The organism is Bacillus sp. FJAT-27225 (genome assembly GCF_001685025.1).
Classification (GTDB): Bacteria; Bacillota; Bacilli; order Bacillales; family Cytobacillaceae; genus Bacillus_D.
On sequence record NZ_MAYU01000012.1, the window covers coordinates 1 to 17,214 of the forward strand.

A 17,214-nucleotide genomic window follows, 5' to 3' on the forward strand; every position below is an offset into this window, starting at 1 on the left:
TCATATTATTGTTTGTTGACGCTTGTTTGTTTAGTTTTCAAAGAACAATTTCAGCTTGTCGCCTTGGCGACTTAGTTACTATATCATATCTTTTTCGAAGCTGTCAACCGCTTTTTCAAAAGCAATTTACTTCGTTTTGATTCAATGTCTCTCGAAGAGGACAAGAAATAATATAACACGTTCAAAAAATGTTTGCAATATAATTTTAAAACTTTTTTCAGTTTCTCTGATTTTTTTATGATAACTCCTTTATCATGTTCAGCTAAAACTATATGGCTGCCCATTAATTGCTTCTACCTTGCCATAGAATTAAAAATCATTTCAAGTAACGTTTAACGATGATTGTTTTATCGTAGGAGAACTGATTTAGTATTAATTACTCTTAGCTCAAGAATTATTTTACGAGAAGAACCTTACAAGTTTCAACTCAGAACCCTTCCCTCATACTTTCAACAAGAGTAGATCGAACCTATCTCTCAGTAATCTTTTTAATGAAAATAAACTTTGGCTTCTTGCTCTTTTCTATATAATAAGAAAAACCTTCATCGAAACAGCTTTAAGAAACGCTGCATCAATGAAGGTAAAGTAGGAGCATTACTCAAGAGTAAATCCGTATTTCAATTTTCATGGCAGCCACAGGCCATGATGCCGGATAAACTAAATTGGATTTTTATAAAAAGCCTAAACATCTTCAGCAATAAACTTTCTTCACCGATTATAATTGTGGTGAAGGTTGCTTTGCCTTTAATCTTCTTTCATCAATTATAAATAGGGAAAGCCCAAAGATTACAACGAGCCCGCCAACAATTTGCGACCAGGTTACACCTTCGTTCAGTATATAATAGGCCATAATTGTTGCACCAACAGGCTCCAACAGAATTGCCATTGAAATCGTTGTGGTACTCATCCATTTCACGACCCAATTGAACAGGCTATGCCCGAGAAGAGTCGGAAATATTGCAAGTAGGATAAAATAAATCCAATCGGTCTGCACTTCGGGCAGCAGCGGTTCACCTTTTATAACAACATACATAAATAAGGTTATAGTGCTGATCAAATATACAAGGAAAGTATATGTAATCAGGGACACTCTTTTTCGGACCGTCTGGCCGAACAGTAAATATCCTGTGATAAATGCGCAAGCCAGTAATGCGAGAACGTCTCCAAAAAGAGCAGATCCGCTTATTTGAAAGTCACCCCAGCTAATAATGAAGCTTCCAACTATAGCGATAATTCCACTGATTATCGCTCCAAGGGTTATTTTTTCACCAAAGAAAAAATATGCTCCAACAAATGCAAACAAAGGCTGTAATGTGACAAGGACCGTAGAGCTTGCTACAGAGGTGTAGTTTAAAGATTCAAACCAAAGGATAAAATGAAAGGCCAGCAATACACCTGAGATAGAAGTGTAGAGCCAATCTCGTTTTGTTACTTTTTTTAGCTCATGTGTGTATTTTTTCAAGAAAAGCGGGAGCATGAACAGTACCGAAAAGAAGAGCCGGTAAAATGCTGTTACTCCAGATGGTGAATGGCTTAATTTAACTAATACGGCTGAAGCGGAAACTGTGATAATTCCGACTGCCAATGCCACATAAGGGTTGATGACTGATTTCATGACTGACTCCTTTTGATGTATAGTCTAAGATTAAAATATGTATTTTACACGTAAATACCGCATAATTCTATTATATTATAATCTTTTTGTGAAAAAACAATGATTGGATGGGGAAAAGGACATGGGTACAGTAGACACAGAGATACTCTTTAAGTTAGGCATTTCAGCGGTTCTTGGATTGGTTATTGGGCTTGAAAGGGAGTTAAAAAGAAAACCTGTTGGCTTAAAAACGAGCCTCGTCATCTCAATTGTAAGTTGTCTTTTAACAATTGTTTCAATTGAATCTGCCTATAATGCCCATGTTGGTGCTGTCAATATCACAATGGATCCTCTCCGTCTTGCTGCGCAAATCGTCTCCGGGATAGGTTTCCTGGGTGCGGGGGTTATTTTACGGAGAGGCAATGACAGTATCTCAGGCCTAACTACTGCGGCAATGATATGGGGAGCCGCAGGAATAGGGATTGCGGTAGGCGCAGGATTTTACCTTGAGGCGTTTGCTGGTGTCGCACTTCTTATTTTCAGTGTCGAGTTCATGCCATACATCATGAAGTTGATTGGGCCAAAACAGCTTCGCGAAAAAGAAATCCTCCTTCAGCTTCACATGGCACAACGCCACCAGATTGATGCACTGATCGATTTTATTTATTCTCAAAAATACATCCTTAGAAGAATAAGGATTAAAGACCTGAGCGATGGCGAACATCAGGTTAATCTCCAAATTGCTGTTGATTTAAAACTAAAAACTACTCAGGTGTACAATTTGATTTCTGAATTGGAAGGTGTAAAAAGAGTCGAAATAGAAAGTATCAGCTAAATTAAAACGGCGGCATCTGCCGCCGTTTTAATTATTCATCTTCTCCATGCCTACCGCGCCTTCTGCGGTTAACAAAATCCTTATGCCAAAACTTATGTGTATAATCACTATTCTTCGTGGCAAAAAACAATCCAGACGCCAGTGCGAAAAGAGCGAATATATAGCCTACCGTAAACCCGAAGTTATGATAACCCATCACAATGCTGACAACGGTTGTAAGCAAGAGCGCAATCATGACATAAAAAACAATATTTCTCACGGCAATGCCTCCATCATCCAAAATGAAATAAGGACATAATAAAACTGGCCTAAAAAATTATATCATAAAAAAATAAAATTACCTCTTGCAAACAAACAAGAAGGTAGATATAATCTTTCTTGTACCACAAATCCGGAATACCAGAAACACAACGGGGGCTTAGCTCAGCTGGGAGAGCGCTTGCATGGCATGCAAGAGGTCGTCGGTTCGATCCCGATAGTCTCCATACTAAAGAACTTCTGCAAAAATTGCAGAAGTTCTTTTTTTGTTTTCCCTTCCCTGCTCCGGGGTATCCTTAGACTAACAGGATAATGCCCAGGGAGGGATATTGAATGAAGTCACAATGGAGCCTGTTACTTGCTTTAGTTTTCGCATTATTGATTGCGATTTTTGCTGTAATGAATGTCGATCCAGTGGAAGTTGATTATTTCTTTGGAACTGCCCAATGGCCTCTGATTCTTATTATCCTTGGCTCCGTTCTTGCCGGTGTCATTATAACGGCAGCCATTGGCGAAACCAGATTGTATAAATTAAGGAAAGATTTGAAAAAAGCCAGGAAGGAACGCGATGAATGGAAAGCCAAGACCCATCTTGCCCAAAATGATGGGGCTGAGCCTGATGTAGGGAGGAATTCTTACAGAACATCGGAGCGAATGCAGTAACCCCCCTTGCCGAGCAAGGGGGTTATTTTCCTTCCAAAAGAAAATTCCCTCTCTTTGATAAGTGAGGGAACTAACTACCACTAGGCTCATTTAATATCTCTAATAATTCCTTAACTCTTTTATACTTTTCTTTTTCAAGGTCTTTTTCGGAAAGCTCCACATGTAATTTAAGGATACTCGGTTCTTCTTTGATTTTATAATCTTTTGGAGGAATTGGATGTTTTTTAATTAGCACACCCACTTCCGTTTGTAATGCTTCTGCCAATTTTTCAAGTATATAGATACTTGGATTTTTTTGTATACCCCGTTCCAAAAAACTTAAATATGATTTTGATATCCCGGTAATTTCACTTAATTTATTGAGGGATATTCCTTTCTCTTCCCTTAGTTGCCTTATTCTTTTTCCTTCCATTTTAAGACCTCCATTGGTCCAGTAGAGAAAAGGGAATCATCCTCCCAATCCATTTTGTAAAAGATAAATAACAAGTGGGCCTAACAGAACAATGAAAATTGCCGGAAAGATAAAAAGAACCATTGGAAGCATCATTTTAATCGGAGCCTTCATTGCCTGTTCTCTAGCTCGTTGCCTTTGGTGCTCTCTTATTCTGTCGGTTAGCGCCTTTAAAACCTTTGACATTCCAATTCCTAATTGATCTGCTTGGATGAGTGAAGTCATCAAGCTTTGGAAAGCATCCAGCGTCACCCTGCTTCTCAAATTGATAAATACTTCCCTTCTTGATTTCCCTAGACGCATTTCTTCCATCGCTTTCATGAATTCATCTGATAAAGGACCTTCCTTAGTTTTGCATACTCTCATAATCGCAGCATCGAGGCCCATGCCTGCTTCGACCGAGAGATTAACCATATCGAAAAAGTCGGCTAGGCTTTTCTCAATTTTTGCAAATCGCCGTTTTTTTAGGACACTTAAATAAAAGGAAGGATAGTAGTAACCAAGTGCAGCAAAAGATAGCGAAAAAAAGAATACATTCAAAATTTTACCCGACGCTTTGCCAAACAACAGGTAGCTTAGAAAGAATACAATTGTACCGATTAACAACTGCATGAGCCTGAAATCTACTGGTGACCAGGTATATGGTAAACCGGCATCCCGTAATTTCCGTTCCAGTTCACTTTTCGTTTCACGAGTCAGCTTCTTCGATAAAAATACTTTTGCCTTTCCAGAGAGGTCTTCAACTTTACCGCTTCCAACTAATTTCATGCCCCTTATTGGTTTTTGTTTATTTTTTTGGTGGCTTTCAACACCAAGATACCCTTCCACTCTTTCGTTAATGATAATTTCACTTTTATAAAAAAATTGCAGGAATGTCCGAATAAGGAAACTCATTGATAAAAATGCCAATAAATATAGAATAAATTGCGTCAATGGTTACACCTCAATCCTGACAATTTTCCTGATAAAGAACCAGCCCATTACAATTCCAACGGCTCCTACTGAGAGCATAAAGATACCAAGTGGATGCTCAAGCATTAAATCAAAATACTCAGGGTTAACCAATTTTAAGTAAAGAGTTAAGGCAATCGGAAGTCCAGTAATAATCCAGGTGGAAAGTCTGCCTTGTGCGGTTAACGTCCTTAATTCCTCTTTGATTTGAATTCTGCCGGTAACTGTTTCACGGATCGTCTCAAGAAGAATAGCAAGATTTCCCCCGCTCGCCCTTTGGATGAGCATCGACTTAACGGCCATTTCAAGCTCCTTATCTGGAAGCCTTTCTAGCATCCGCTGGAAAGCTTCCTCAACTGGCACCCCAAAATTTATATCCTGAAGCGTCTTTTCAAACTCCGTTCCAATCGGGTCAGGAAATTCTTCTGAAATCAATTTCATCGCTTGCATAAAACTAAATCCAGCTCTCATTGAATTGGCCATTGTTCCAAGTGCTTCACCCAATTGGAATGCACAGCGATTTAGGCGCTTTTCGATCCTTTTATTCAATTGGAGAACCGGAAGCCAGAAAGCAGCAACCCCTATTGGATTAATAAGAAGAAAATGAAGATTTAAAAGAAAAGCTATGAGAATTGAACAAATTGTGCATAAGAGACGAAACAAAAAGAATTCCCCTGGTGAAAGCGAAGATTTCCCCTGTAACAACTTCTTTTCCCATTTCGATATTGCAGGCGAAGCTGTATTAAACTTTCCTCCAACCTTTTTAATGACCGAGACATGAGACTCTTTTTCAAGTTTTTTCTTCTCATTTAGCTCCTGTTCTTCTTTTTGAAAAAGAGAATAGCTGCCTAATCTCTTTTTTATCTCCAATTTTTGTATAAAGGAACCCACCACTATCTGGAATACAAAAGCGAATAAGAGCACTGAAATAAGAATGTATATGATTTGTTCCGCGTTCATACACGCCATTCCTCCATATACCAGGAAGATGGTATCGTGAAACCTGATAGCTCAAGCCGTTCAGCACATTTCGGCCTGATTCCAGTAGAAACAAATTTACCTTTAACTTTTCCATCCTCTGTCAAACCAGTTTCCTTAAATAGGAAAATATCTTGCAACACAATCGTCTCGCCTTCAAGACCGAGAACTTCTGTTATATGGGTGATTTTCCTTGTTCCGTCTTTCATCCTTGTTTGATGGACAATGATATCGAGGGCACTTGCAATTTGTTCCCTTATAGCACGGACCGGCAAATCAAATCCTGCCATCAGTACCATTGTTTCAAGCCTGGCCAACAAATCTCTAGGAGAATTTGCATGGCCTGTTCCAAGACTTCCTTCATGTCCTGTATTCATGGCTTGAAGCATATCAAGCGCCTCGGCACTCCTTACCTCTCCAACTATGATTCTGTCGGGACGCATCCTTAGCGAGTTTCTTACAAGGTCACGAATAGAGATTTCTCCCTGCCCTTCAATATTTGGCGGCCGAGACTCTAGTGCAACAACATGTTCCTGTGATAGCTTTAGCTCGGCAGCATCTTCAATTGTTACAATCCGTTCACTTTCGGGAATGAAGGACGAAAGGACATTTAATGTAGATGTTTTACCAGAACCAGTTCCACCGCTAATAAAGATGTTTAACCTCGAAACAACGCTCGCTTCTATAAAATCGGCCATCTCCCTGCTAAGCGTCTGAAACTGAATTAAGTTTTCTATTGTAAATGGTGTTTCTGAGAATTTCCGTATTGTTAGAGCTGGTCCATGGAGGGCAAGCGGCGGAATGATTGCGTTGACACGGGAGCCATCCGGAAGCCGTGCATCGACCATAGGCGAACTTTCGTCAATCCTTCTGCCTAAAGGATGAACTATTTTTTCAATAATCCTCAAAACATGGTCATTATCCTTGAACCGGACCGGAGTCTTGCTAATCTTACCTTTTTTCTCAACGTAGATGTCCTTTGGTCCATTTACCATTACCTCAGTTACATCAGGATCTGATAAAAGTGGAGTTATTGGGCCAAATCCAATCAACTCATTTTTAGCGCTAAAAAAGATTGCCTGTTTATCTTCAAACGTAAGAAGGGCTGCTTCATTTTGAAGGAATTCCTCCGACTTTCTTACAATCAACTCTTCATAATCAATTTCCTGGTTTTCACTTACCTTTTTGAATTCATCTACAAGATAATTATGAAGCTTGCTTTCTAAACCATCTTCTGGAATGTTCCGGTTTAAATGAAACAGAGGTTCTATACTCTCTTTCCTCTTTTCAAGGAGCTCTTCCTTGCCCAGTCTTTTTAAAAGAGACACCTAAACCAGCCTCCGTTCGTTTGAAGCTTTTTTTGAAAAGAAAGATCGTTTAGACACTTTGTCCTCACTGCCGGTCAGCTCTTGGGCAAAGGCATAGAAAACTTTGGAGATTTTTGCTCTTGGGTAGGAATAGACGAATGGATACCCTTCATTAACCGAAGTTACAACGACCTTTTCTAAATCCGGCACCCTAGTATGTACTGGGAATCCTAATACGTTTTCCGCGGTATCTTTTGTAAGTCCCTTCTTTTTTGAATCACGGTTAAGGATTATTTTCACCTTTTTAGCGAGTCCAAGAGATTGAAGGGTTTCGATGAATATTTTACAATTTTTCAACGTTGGAAGATCCATATACGTTACGAGGAAAATATCATCTGTTTTTTCAAGGGCAGTTAAAATTTTCCCCTCCACATATGGTGCTGTATCTATCAGGACTACGTCATATTGGGTTCGCAAATTGTCGATAAGCTTCATTATATGTTCTTCGAGGATGACCTCGGAAAATTCCGGCCGGATTGGAGCAGCCATAATATCAATAAATTCATTCACTTGAAAAACATACGATTTTACTTTTTCCGGCTGAGCATTGTAACTTTCTTTAACCCATTCATAAATAGTTTTCTTGGGATGACTATTAAAGAACATCGAAACATCACCAAATTGCAAATCCAGATCGACTACAACAACTTTTCTATATTGCTTGGCAAAGGTAGCAGCCAGATTGACTGTAAATGTTGTTTTTCCGACTCCTCCCTTTGTACTGCAGACAGTCATGATTCGAGCGTTCTTAATGGCTATATCCTGTTTCTTTTTAGGGTCTCCTCCAATTTCACTTAACATTGCCTCAGCTTCTCGAATTGTTGAGAATAGCTGCTCCCCATTAAAAGGGTATAGCAAGACATCAAAGGCTCCTGCCCGCAGTGCCTTTCTTAAATTAACTTTGTTCTCGGAATCTATTATGATAGGTACACTTTTTTGAAAAGCTCCGTTAATAGAGTAAAGGACTTCAGATAACTGCTTCTCATTTTCGACAGCCAGGAATACAAGCCCATTATGGGCTGCTTCAAGAAACTCATTATTGTTTTTAAACCACTGCAGTTCATGACCCAAATTTATAGCATACTCTTTAAGTCTTTCATGTATGTCAGGATTAGTAGTTAACAAACTCCAAGTCATTTGAATAACACCTCTTTACGGAGATCATCTTCACTTAAGAATGTATCTTTCTCGATAAGCTTTTCATCCCCGTCTTTCCTAAGCATCAGGTACAATTCAAACTGAGTTGAAAAACCCAGGGCTAATCCCTCTCTGGGGTTTACCTCTAATGTAACCATTTTGTACCTTTTCATTTTTTCTGCTTCATCAGCTGCATGGCCTACAGCTAGAACTTTTGAGTTTTGAATGATGATTGTACCTGCTGCATGCTTATCTTCCTTCTCATCTTCCTTCTCATCTTCCTTCTCATCTTCCGGAACAGTTAACTTTGCAATAACATCAACGTAGGAACCTGGCTTAATAAATCCTGCTACTCCTTGTACTTCGGATACCTTAATGGTCATTGCTCGTTTACCATCACCTATAGGAAGCAGTTCGTTCCCCTTCTTTTCTTCGTCAGCCTCAGCAGCTTTGGCAGTACCTGTATTCCCACCTTTTGGAGTTGAATTTCCTGCCTTTTTGGTGTCCGGTTTGTTTTCTCTTACATTTTGCGAAGATGCCGAGGTTACTATTGACTGAGAAGATTCTCTATTTGAAATAATTAAGTATAGTACGGCGGTAACACATAAACCGAATACCATCGACCAAATCCATAGTTTCTTAGATTTCATAATCTCCCCTTCTCTCTATTCAACGAGGCGGACACCGACAACCCCGAAATCTTCGCCTTCTTCAAACTCACCAAAAGTAACCGTTGATATAAATTTGGCTTGAATATCATGGCCCGTTATTTTATCTAACCAAATTGAAGCAAAACCAATAATTTTAACGAGTGTTTTTCCATTTGCCCCTTCGTATGACTCAACCATTGGAACAATAACGACCCGGCCGCAGGTAGCATCGGCCTTTGAATAATCATTACATGTTGGACTTTTTTTATCCTTATCAATTCTATATTGAAATCCCGATTTCACATTTCCCCAGCTAAGACCCGTTTTAGTCAGTTCCCACATATTATCGGAAACTTCCATTTCAACCCCGTTCTTGATGTTGTTTTCGAGAACATTTCCGCCTGATCCGCCTATTTCCAGAAACCCGAAATTACCGCTAATCGATGAATTATCTTCATCGGGGTTTCCTTTGCCACTATTTCCAGGCTGAAAATGGATTGTAAAAGAGGCCGGTGTTTCTCCTGGCTTCGGTGGTTCATCAGGAAATTTTTCTTTTGGGATAGCTACAGGGACAATACCAGCACGTTTTACAAGGTTTCTGCTTATTCGGGCTTTAGCAGTTGCATAGACATCAGAATTATTGAAGCCAAGCACCCTTGCAAAAGTCAGATTTTTACTGATTGTTTTTGTTGCTTTTATATAATCATCGCCAGTTTCTATATCATCAGTCGTTAACGTAACTCCGTTTTTTCCTGCAATATTAATAGCAGTTGCAACTGCTACATTTTTCCCTTTTAATAAATCTTTTCCGCCCGCTAGTACTGCGGAATCAAGTGCTTTTTGCAGCTTGCTTTTTTCCAAAAAAAGCCCTCCCGCATCAACGACCATTGCTGTAAAACCAAAAATGGCAATCATAAAGACTGCAACAATTACTAATACATTCCCATCTTCATTTTTTAGTATTTTTGTCATACTACTCCACCCTCATTACGGTAGTATCGGTCAATGTTAACGGTGATGCTAAACTGGCTACCAAAGGAGTTATGAAATCAATATTATAAACAAGCGTAACCGTAGCATCTGTCCCGCTCGTCCTGGCTGTCTCGTTTGGAGATATCGTTATAGTCAGCCTGCTGGATTCAAGCCCCGCAATTGAAGAATTTATCTTCGCGGTTATATCATCATTACTTTTTTGGATACTCGCCAGCCGCGCAGCTTCCCTGCCGGCATGATCCAATGTTAGGTACGCATGAAAAATCCGACCAAAATCCACAATCCCGAACAATAACATAAGAACTATAGGAAGAATAAGGGCTGTTTCAACCATTGACTGCCCTTTCTCAGATCTCATATCCTTCCCTCCATGAAAAGCATAGCTACAGTTCCAATTGCTATGGCCACTCCATAAGGAAAAGATGGAGCAAGATCTTTTTTGCTGACTTGGATTGACTCTTTGCTTTTATTTAAAGACAGAAGAAGAATTGAATTGGTTATCCTTGCAATAAAACCTTTTACATCTTTACCTCGGATAATGATAAATAAAGCAATAAAGCCGCCAACAATCGCAGCATATAAAAACGCATAAAAAACAAAAAAGGCACCCTTCATCGTCCCAATAGCAGCCATTAGCTTTACATCACCTGCACCAATGCCTCCCATTGCAAAGGGAATTAAAAGGACGCCTAGCCCAACCAAGAAACCTTTGCCACTATACAAAAAGCCGTCAAAGCCATTGATCATTAGATAATAGAGGAAGCCCAGCAGAATTGCTGGGAATGTCACGATATTCAGGATTTTCCTAAATTTAATATCTGTTATCGTGCATATAATCAGTACGATAAGAAGAAGTATATTTTCCATGGAAAGCCCTCCTTTCCTTCTAAAAAACCCTGCTTCTCATGCTTGAAAAGCAGGGTAAAAAATTATTTATCAACACCTGATGGAGTTTTTAATGCATCAGTTACTTTACCAAATAAAGCATTTATCTGATTTCCTAGTAATGTTACCGCTGTAATAACAGCAACTGCAATCAACCCTACAATCAATCCATACTCCGTAAGTGCCTGGCCCTCTTCATCCTTTACCAACCTGTTAAGCAAGTTCATTTCTCATCCTCCTATGATATGGTCTTTATTTTTGGGTTCTATATGTAGAACTTGATTGAATTATATAACGAACAAAATTAGTTGAAAAGTCCCGAATTTGTTCATTATTGAGGTTTTTTATGGGCTTTTCCTCCTTTTTCTTTCATTTCCTTTAAATTACTAACTATTTTGTTCTTTTTAAAGAACCTCGAATTTACTATAATGAACACATAACCAAAATCCCACTATAGGAGGAATTATATGCAGGAGAAGACTGTGCTTATGCCGTTTCCGATAAAAAAGGCGGATACATTTTTTACAAGATTGAAGGGGTTGATGTTCAAAAAAGAAGCGATTCAGGATGAAGGGCTTTGGATCTTGCCTTGCAATTCCGTCCATATGTTCTTTATGTCGTTCTCGATTGACGTCCTTCTTCTAAACGAACATATGGAGGTTGTCCAGCTTTATCCATCCTTGGAACCGTGGAGGGTTACGAAGCCAAATAAACATGCCTACTCAACGCTTGAACTCCCAGAGGGGATAATCAACAAGCTTGAGATTTCAGTTGGTGATGTGATAAAAATTAGTTAAATACCTATTTATCTAGTACACTAGTAATACTGAATGAATTTTTAAAAGCGGGGGTTATGTAGTGGGAAATACCGCATTATTGGTTATTGATGCTCAGGTCGGCATTATTGAGGGACCTGAAATCGGTCCTGTTTTTAAAAAAGAAGAGCTGCTTGCAAAAATGAAGACGGTCATTGATGAAGCAAGAGAGAAAAGTATTCCGGTCATCTATATTGTGGACACGGATGTGGCTGAGCCGGATACGATGGAATACCAAGTTCACCCGCATCTCGCACCATTAAAGGATGATACGGTCATTACAAAGAAAGCAACCGATGCTTTTTACCAAACGAGCCTGAACGATTATTTGGATACGTTGAATATTGATCATCTGGTTGTCATCGGCTGCAAAACCGAATTCTGTGTGGATACTACCTGCAGGCGGGCAACGACCTCTGGGTATGATGTGACACTGGTTGCTGATGCACACTCCACGACAGATAATAAAGTGCTTAGTGCAAGCCAAATCATCGACCATCATAATGCAAATCTAGATGGGCTTGATAATATCAACCATTTTATCCTGGTCCGGAACTCAAGCGAAAATATTTTTGAACACAAACATCTTGAATATAAATAACGAGAGGCTCCTGCTGCTATAGCGGGAGCCTTTCACTTTACCTGCGGCTTTTGATGAATTTCACAACAAAATAGATGAAGGCAAGAACTATTAATACATAAACAACATTCGAGAAGATGTCCATATACTCCACAATTTTATGCCGGTTTTCCCCCAGTATTGCTCCGGCGTTGACGAGAAGTGTATTCCAAATCAATGTACCTGCGGTAGTTAAGATAAGGAATAGCCAAAACTTCATATTGGACATCCCGGCTGGAATGGAAATCAAGCTTCTGATTAACGGGATCAGCCGGCAGAAAAACACTGTCCATGGGCCATATTTATCGAACCAAGCATCGGCTTTATGTATGTCTTTTCTGGACACACGAAGGATCTTCCCCCAACGGTCAACAATCTTTTCAAGACGCTCCACGTCAAGTAATAGGCCAATTCCATATAAAATAACGGCGCCGGTCACCGAACCAGCTGTAGACACAAAGATGACTCCTAACACACTCATTTCAGATTTTAGGGTCATATAGCCAGCAAACGTAAGGATGACTTCTGACGGAATCGGTGGGAATACATTCTCAAGTGCAATGAGCAAAAAGACGCCCATATATCCAAAATCATTCATGATTGAAATAATCCAATTTTCCATTCTTCTCTCCTGTTTTTCTGCCATAAAGGCTAAATATCTCTAATAACATCCTGATAGTAACATTAAATACAGTTTTATGGCTAGATATAGCCTGTTTATCTTCTTTTCTTTTTTGCAGTACTTTTTCCCATCCGACGGTTTGACTGCTTGTTACCGTGAGTCGAACGGCCGTTTTCGGACGATGAGGCCCTTCCTGTTCTTGTGGTTTTTTCACCTTTTTTAGTTTTTTCCGAACGGGCAGTGTTTTTATTATCTGAACGCCTTTGAGGTTTCCTTGTCTCATCCTGTTTACTCAATTCCAGTTCCTGCTTTTTCATCCGGATATTCAGTTCTTTTTCAATAGAACGAAGCTGCTGGGAATCCGATGCAGTATAAAGGGTGATTGCAACTCCTTTTGTTCCTGCTCTTCCTGTCCGTCCAATCCGATGGACATAGCTTTCGGCATCTTCAGGCATATCATAATTGAAGACGTGGGTCACACCCTCGACATCAAGCCCCCGCGCTGCAACATCGGTCGCTATCAATAGCTGAAACTCCGCTTTCCTGAATCGTTCCATTACCCGCTCACGTTTAGCCTGGGATAGGTCTCCATGCAATTCATCGCAGGAAAACCCATTCGTCTTCAGTACTTCATAAAGTCTGCCCACCCGGCGCTTTGTCCGGCAAAATACAACTGCCATAAAAGGTCTGTGTGTCCCGACTAACTCCATTAACATCCCCTGCTTGCCGCGGTCCGTTGTTTGAAAGGCCAGCTGGCTGACAGTGTCTGCCGGGCCCTGTGTTTTTTTAATTTGGATATACTCGGGTTTCTGCATATGCTTTTGGGCTAGGTCCCGAACTTCTGATGGCATAGTTGCTGAGAAAAGCATCGTTTGCCGTGTTGATGGGGTTTCCTCAATAATTGCTTCGACTTCATCTAAAAATCCAATATGAAGCATCTGGTCCGCTTCATCAAGGACAAGCGCGGAAAGTTCCCCAAGCCTAATCGTTCCCCTCCGGATATGGTCGAGGAGCCTGCCTGGTGTTCCGACCACAATATGGACAGACTTCGCCAGCTTTTTCAGCTGCTTGTCAACATCCTGGCCCCCATAGGCAGCCAGAACCTTAACCTCATTCAGTTCTTTAACAATCTTCTCGAGTTCAGCAGTAATTTGGATAGCCAGTTCACGAGTTGGTGTAACAATCAGTGCTTGAATATGACCTGCTTCCAAATCAAGTTTTTCGAGGATTGGTAAAAGAAACGCGAACGTCTTTCCTGTTCCTGTTTGTGCCTGGGCAATAATATCCCGGCCTTCCAGAGCAAGCGGAATGACTTTCTCCTGTATCGGGGTTGGCACAGCTATTCCACTCGAAGCTATTATATTTGTGACCTTTTTTGATATTCCAAGCTTTATAAAATCAGACATTTACATTCTCCTGTGTTCAATAATTTCACTTTCTTGATTGTGCTTGTTTTCTGTGTAAAAAGCAAATACAAATACAAAAATCCGGCACCATTCGATACCGGATTTCTTATTATCACATATTATTTCTTTTCAGACAGCCATTTAGCCATTTCTTTTGCATCTTTTTTGGAAAGGAGGTCGCTTGGCATCATGCCTCGGCCATTCTTGACGATGTCCTCAATTTCTTCCTTAGAAAGCTTTCCACCAATCTTGGAGATATCCGGCCCGCCTCCGCCCGTCAGGTCATTGCCGTGGCAGTTCAGGCAGGATTGCTTATAATTTTCCTCAGCTGCAGAAACCTTCTCCCCTGCTTTATCTTCGCCGCCGCCGTGGGACCCATGGCCCTCTTCAGCTGCTGGGGTTTCAGGTGCACCAAATACACTATAAGGTACGAACTGGATTTCATGAGGCACTCCGTCTGAGACCATTTCAGTAATAAATTCACCGGTTTCGACATCCCATACCTGAACGCCGCTGACTGCCGCGCCGCCAAGCTGGTACGGATAGCGTTTGTCCATTCCATGATTCAAGGACCAAAGCTCTTTTCCATCAGGGGTTACGCCAACATGGGCCGGGACAGTGGTACCCGTTGCTTCCCATACGACTTTATGGGTTTCAACATCTATTTTGTAAATTTTGTTTCCGCCTGTTGTGACAAAGCCATACTTGCTGTCAGGTGTAAACGCTATGTGTATCGGACCGCCGTCAAATTTAATCTCGCCTGTGACTTCAAGTGACTTCGGATCAATGACAGCCACCTTCTTATCGCCCATAACCGCTGCCCATACTGTTTTGCCATCAGGAGTCAAGTTAACACCGTGGACCATGCCGCCGACATCCATGCTTTTTACAACTTCATTTGTCTTCATATCAATGGCGACTACTCTGTTCTCACGCTCAATGCTGAGGAACATGTAATTCGTATCGATTTTCTTGCCTTCCCAGTACATCGTTGGGCTTAGGTAACAAGTTCCATCGCCGGTTTTAATATCCTTTATTTTTTTCCGGGCGGCCATATCGATGACACTTGTCGTCCCGTCATGCTGGTTTGCCACATAAAGATATTTGTCATCAGGAGAAAGCGCGATATGGTGTGCGCCCTTGCCTGTTGGCAACCGCCACTGTTCCCTCATCGTGATTGGATCGATTGCAATGAGATACGATGGTTCATCATAGTTGTACCAATTCCCTGTAAACAAGGTTTTGAAGTCTTTAGTAAAAGCGATGGCATGTGTATCATTCAGATTTGGGTACCATTCTTTCTCGGTGCGTTCCACATATGGCCCCCCAGTATCAATGGTTGTGACGAGGTTGTGGTATTTAGCATCGAACACCCATAATTTGTTGCTGACACCGGCACCCACAAATGCCAGTGATTCATGGCCGAGCCTTCCTCCGGCTAACGTTTCATCAACAGTTGTATTTACAGTATTAGCAGATTTCTGTGGCTTTGTTACAACTTTTGCTGTATCCGAACTGCAACCGCCGGCAATTAATGCGGTTAACAATAATGCTGTCCATATCTTTTTCATCGTGGATTCCTCCTAATAATCAATACAAGTTAAATATAGTATCAAACTTATATAAAAGGAGAATCATTCTGTGGCAATTTAATGAAGCGGGCAAGCAGTTTCTTTATTTTGTAACAAATGAACAGCCCGGCATATTCTTCTGCCGGGCTGTTGCTTAATGGACAAGGTTTTTCAAATAGTCAAGATGCCGCCTATCGGTATCGATGATGCTTTCAACCATTTCCTTGCTTTCGGGATCGAGGTCCCCCTTTACAATTTCCTCCGACAGCTGAATGCCGTACAAACCCTCGCCTTTGATTGCCATTTTGATAATATTTTCGGTACTTTCCGGCATCATCATTTGGCTGATGAATCCCTGGATTTTTCCGGTCAGGCCCTCATTATTCACGGGCATCCCGCCAAGTGTTTGAATTCTCTCGGCAACCATAGCGGCATGAAGGCGATGATCCTGCTGCATCGATTGGAACTCTTTTTTAATAGCAGGGTCGTCAAGCTTCTCAATCAAATGCTCATAAGCCCTGATTCCCATGTATTGGCCCTGGAGAAATGCGTTCAGTTCTTTGATGGCTGTTTCATTTTCATTTTGCATACAAAAACCCCCTTTTACCAATAGGATTAGGAAAAAAGAGGGATATTATTCTTTTGTTATTTATTTATAAAGTCTTCTGCGTTGTAAAGTGCCCGTTTCTTAGGAGCGGGACTTCAGTATACACATCTATTCGGGAACAGTGGGTGACGTCGGCTTCAAATCCTTTTTCGCGAAGCTCCCTGCCACTCCCTGACTCCCATATAAGGTTGCTGATGTTATCACGTTGTTGGCTGTATGCACCTTCACAGACTAGTGCTTCCGGTGACTTTTCACCTTCCAACAACGAAACGATTGCCCCAGCAGCCAAATAATCTTCTATTGAAGGCCGCAATGAGTCTTCGTGCTCTCTCGAATCATTCCATTGTTCCCCACACGGAATGACCGTAATAGCTGAACGAGTTTCCTGCTTGATATTGTTAGCAACCTTCGCTACTGAGGATAAGTTTAAGAAAGAGCCGATTAATAGGGCCGGAACCTGTTCCGCTACCCATGTGCAAAATGCCCCGTTTAAGGAGGTAAGCACAAACTTTCTTCCTTTATGAGTACTGTTAAAAGAAACCGGCGAAAGTGTCGCCCTGCTAATCTTTGCAGCCTCGGCACGGCCTAGTATGTATTCACCGCCAATTTTTTCGGCATACAATTTGCCATCAAGATGAGGCGGATACGGATAGATGGAACACCCATGATGAAGGGCTGTCACTACTGTTGAGGAAAAACTAAGGACATCTACTACGATCACAATATCTCCGCGACCGGCTGCATCCCTTGCTCCTTTTCTTCCCCATTCAACGCGGATGGAATAGCCCGATTGACCAAATATCATAAATCTC

21 protein-coding genes and 1 tRNA gene are annotated in these 17,214 nt (G+C 40.9%); 5 read left to right on the top strand and 17 right to left on the bottom strand.

The genetic code is table 11. The features are described from left to right. Positions 1–715: 715 nt before the first annotated feature. On the bottom strand, positions 716–1,615 hold the full coding sequence (locus A8F94_RS07620; protein WP_066197930.1) for a DMT family transporter: 900 nt from the start codon (positions 1,613–1,615) through the stop codon (positions 716–718). A gap of 121 nt (positions 1,616–1,736) precedes the next feature. Between A8F94_RS07620 and A8F94_RS07625 the strand changes: the two genes are divergently transcribed. After that, positions 1,737–2,429 (top strand): MgtC/SapB family protein, encoded by a 693-nt coding sequence (locus tag A8F94_RS07625; RefSeq protein ID WP_066197933.1) that lies wholly within the window; start codon positions 1,737–1,739, stop codon positions 2,427–2,429. Positions 2,430–2,460: 31 nt separating this feature from the next. On the opposite strand, the gene A8F94_RS07630 is transcribed toward A8F94_RS07625, so the two are convergent. Further along, positions 2,461–2,688 carry a hypothetical protein gene (locus tag A8F94_RS07630; RefSeq protein ID WP_254660812.1) on the bottom strand — a complete coding sequence of 76 codons (228 nt, stop codon included), beginning with the start codon at positions 2,686–2,688 and terminating at the stop codon, positions 2,461–2,463. 153 nt (positions 2,689–2,841) lie between these two features. Between A8F94_RS07630 and A8F94_RS07635 the strand changes: the two genes are divergently transcribed. Next, positions 2,842–2,914: transfer RNA gene (locus A8F94_RS07635), tRNA-Ala, on the top strand. Positions 2,915–3,020: 106 nt separating this feature from the next. Further along, entirely contained in the window at positions 3,021–3,350 is a 330-nt protein-coding gene (locus A8F94_RS07640) for a LapA family protein (RefSeq protein WP_066197936.1), read from the top strand. A gap of 70 nt (positions 3,351–3,420) precedes the next feature. Here A8F94_RS07640 and A8F94_RS07645 read toward each other — a convergent pair whose 3' ends face one another. The 10 genes from A8F94_RS07645 to A8F94_RS07690 all read right to left on the bottom strand — a co-directional run bounded on the left by A8F94_RS07645 (position 3,421) and on the right by A8F94_RS07690 (position 10,989). Next, complete coding sequence (locus tag A8F94_RS07645; protein WP_066197940.1) at positions 3,421–3,762, bottom strand: helix-turn-helix domain-containing protein; 342 nt, start codon at positions 3,760–3,762, stop codon at positions 3,421–3,423. A gap of 36 nt (positions 3,763–3,798) precedes the next feature. Continuing rightward, a complete protein-coding gene (locus tag A8F94_RS07650; RefSeq protein ID WP_066197942.1) occupies positions 3,799–4,734 on the bottom strand; it encodes a type II secretion system F family protein in 936 nt (311 codons plus the stop codon). A 3-nt stretch (positions 4,735–4,737) separates the two neighbouring features. After that, positions 4,738–5,712, bottom strand: a complete 975-nt coding sequence (locus tag A8F94_RS07655) for a type II secretion system F family protein (RefSeq protein WP_066197945.1) — start codon at positions 5,710–5,712, stop codon at positions 4,738–4,740. Beyond that, the gene (locus A8F94_RS07660; protein WP_066197948.1) at positions 5,709–7,058 is read right to left on the bottom strand and encodes a CpaF family protein; all 1,350 of its coding nucleotides are present in this window, start codon (positions 7,056–7,058) and stop codon (positions 5,709–5,711) included. The genes A8F94_RS07655 and A8F94_RS07660 overlap by 4 nt, the downstream gene beginning before the upstream one ends. Continuing rightward, on the bottom strand, positions 7,059–8,234 hold the full coding sequence (locus tag A8F94_RS07665) for an AAA family ATPase (protein ID WP_066197950.1): 1,176 nt from the start codon (positions 8,232–8,234) through the stop codon (positions 7,059–7,061). Beyond that, positions 8,231–8,884: a Flp pilus assembly protein CpaB gene (gene cpaB, locus A8F94_RS07670; protein ID WP_066197952.1), complete on the bottom strand. Its 654-nt coding sequence runs from the start codon at positions 8,882–8,884 to the stop codon at positions 8,231–8,233. The genes A8F94_RS07665 and cpaB overlap by 4 nt, the downstream gene beginning before the upstream one ends. Positions 8,885–8,899: 15 nt before the next feature. Beyond that, the gene (locus A8F94_RS07675) at positions 8,900–9,856 is read right to left on the bottom strand and encodes a TadE/TadG family type IV pilus assembly protein (protein ID WP_066197954.1); all 957 of its coding nucleotides are present in this window, start codon (positions 9,854–9,856) and stop codon (positions 8,900–8,902) included. A 1-nt stretch (position 9,857) separates the two neighbouring features. Beyond that, complete coding sequence (locus A8F94_RS07680; RefSeq protein ID WP_066197956.1) at positions 9,858–10,235, bottom strand: TadE/TadG family type IV pilus assembly protein; 378 nt, start codon at positions 10,233–10,235, stop codon at positions 9,858–9,860. Continuing rightward, the gene (locus A8F94_RS07685) at positions 10,232–10,744 is read right to left on the bottom strand and encodes an A24 family peptidase (protein ID WP_066197959.1); all 513 of its coding nucleotides are present in this window, start codon (positions 10,742–10,744) and stop codon (positions 10,232–10,234) included. The genes A8F94_RS07680 and A8F94_RS07685 overlap by 4 nt, the downstream gene beginning before the upstream one ends. Positions 10,745–10,806: 62 nt before the next feature. Next, on the bottom strand, positions 10,807–10,989 hold the full coding sequence (locus A8F94_RS07690) for a Flp family type IVb pilin (RefSeq protein WP_066197961.1): 183 nt from the start codon (positions 10,987–10,989) through the stop codon (positions 10,807–10,809). A 240-nt stretch (positions 10,990–11,229) separates the two neighbouring features. Between A8F94_RS07690 and A8F94_RS07695 the strand changes: the two genes are divergently transcribed. Both A8F94_RS07695 and A8F94_RS07700 read left to right on the top strand, forming a co-directional pair. Continuing rightward, positions 11,230–11,559, top strand: coding sequence for a DUF192 domain-containing protein (locus tag A8F94_RS07695; protein WP_066197963.1), 330 nt, complete (start codon positions 11,230–11,232; stop codon positions 11,557–11,559). 61 nt (positions 11,560–11,620) lie between these two features. Beyond that, a complete protein-coding gene (locus A8F94_RS07700; RefSeq protein WP_254660813.1) occupies positions 11,621–12,178 on the top strand; it encodes a cysteine hydrolase family protein in 558 nt (185 codons plus the stop codon). Positions 12,179–12,215: 37 nt separating this feature from the next. Here the strand turns inward: A8F94_RS07700 and A8F94_RS07705 are convergent, their stop codons facing one another. The 5 genes from A8F94_RS07705 to A8F94_RS07725 all read right to left on the bottom strand — a co-directional run bounded on the left by A8F94_RS07705 (position 12,216) and on the right by A8F94_RS07725 (position 17,207). Continuing rightward, positions 12,216–12,818, bottom strand: coding sequence for a DedA family protein (locus A8F94_RS07705; RefSeq protein WP_066197968.1), 603 nt, complete (start codon positions 12,816–12,818; stop codon positions 12,216–12,218). Positions 12,819–12,913: 95 nt separating this feature from the next. After that, positions 12,914–14,224 (bottom strand): DEAD/DEAH box helicase, encoded by a 1,311-nt coding sequence (locus tag A8F94_RS07710; protein ID WP_066197971.1) that lies wholly within the window; start codon positions 14,222–14,224, stop codon positions 12,914–12,916. 119 nt (positions 14,225–14,343) lie between these two features. Beyond that, complete coding sequence (locus tag A8F94_RS24870) at positions 14,344–15,795, bottom strand: c-type cytochrome (protein ID WP_077247604.1); 1,452 nt, start codon at positions 15,793–15,795, stop codon at positions 14,344–14,346. A gap of 154 nt (positions 15,796–15,949) precedes the next feature. Further along, positions 15,950–16,384 carry a ferritin-like domain-containing protein gene (locus tag A8F94_RS07720; RefSeq protein ID WP_066197973.1) on the bottom strand — a complete coding sequence of 145 codons (435 nt, stop codon included), beginning with the start codon at positions 16,382–16,384 and terminating at the stop codon, positions 15,950–15,952. A 64-nt stretch (positions 16,385–16,448) separates the two neighbouring features. After that, entirely contained in the window at positions 16,449–17,207 is a 759-nt protein-coding gene (locus tag A8F94_RS07725) for a 2-phosphosulfolactate phosphatase (protein WP_066197976.1), read from the bottom strand. Between the last annotated feature and the right edge of the window lie 7 nt (positions 17,208–17,214).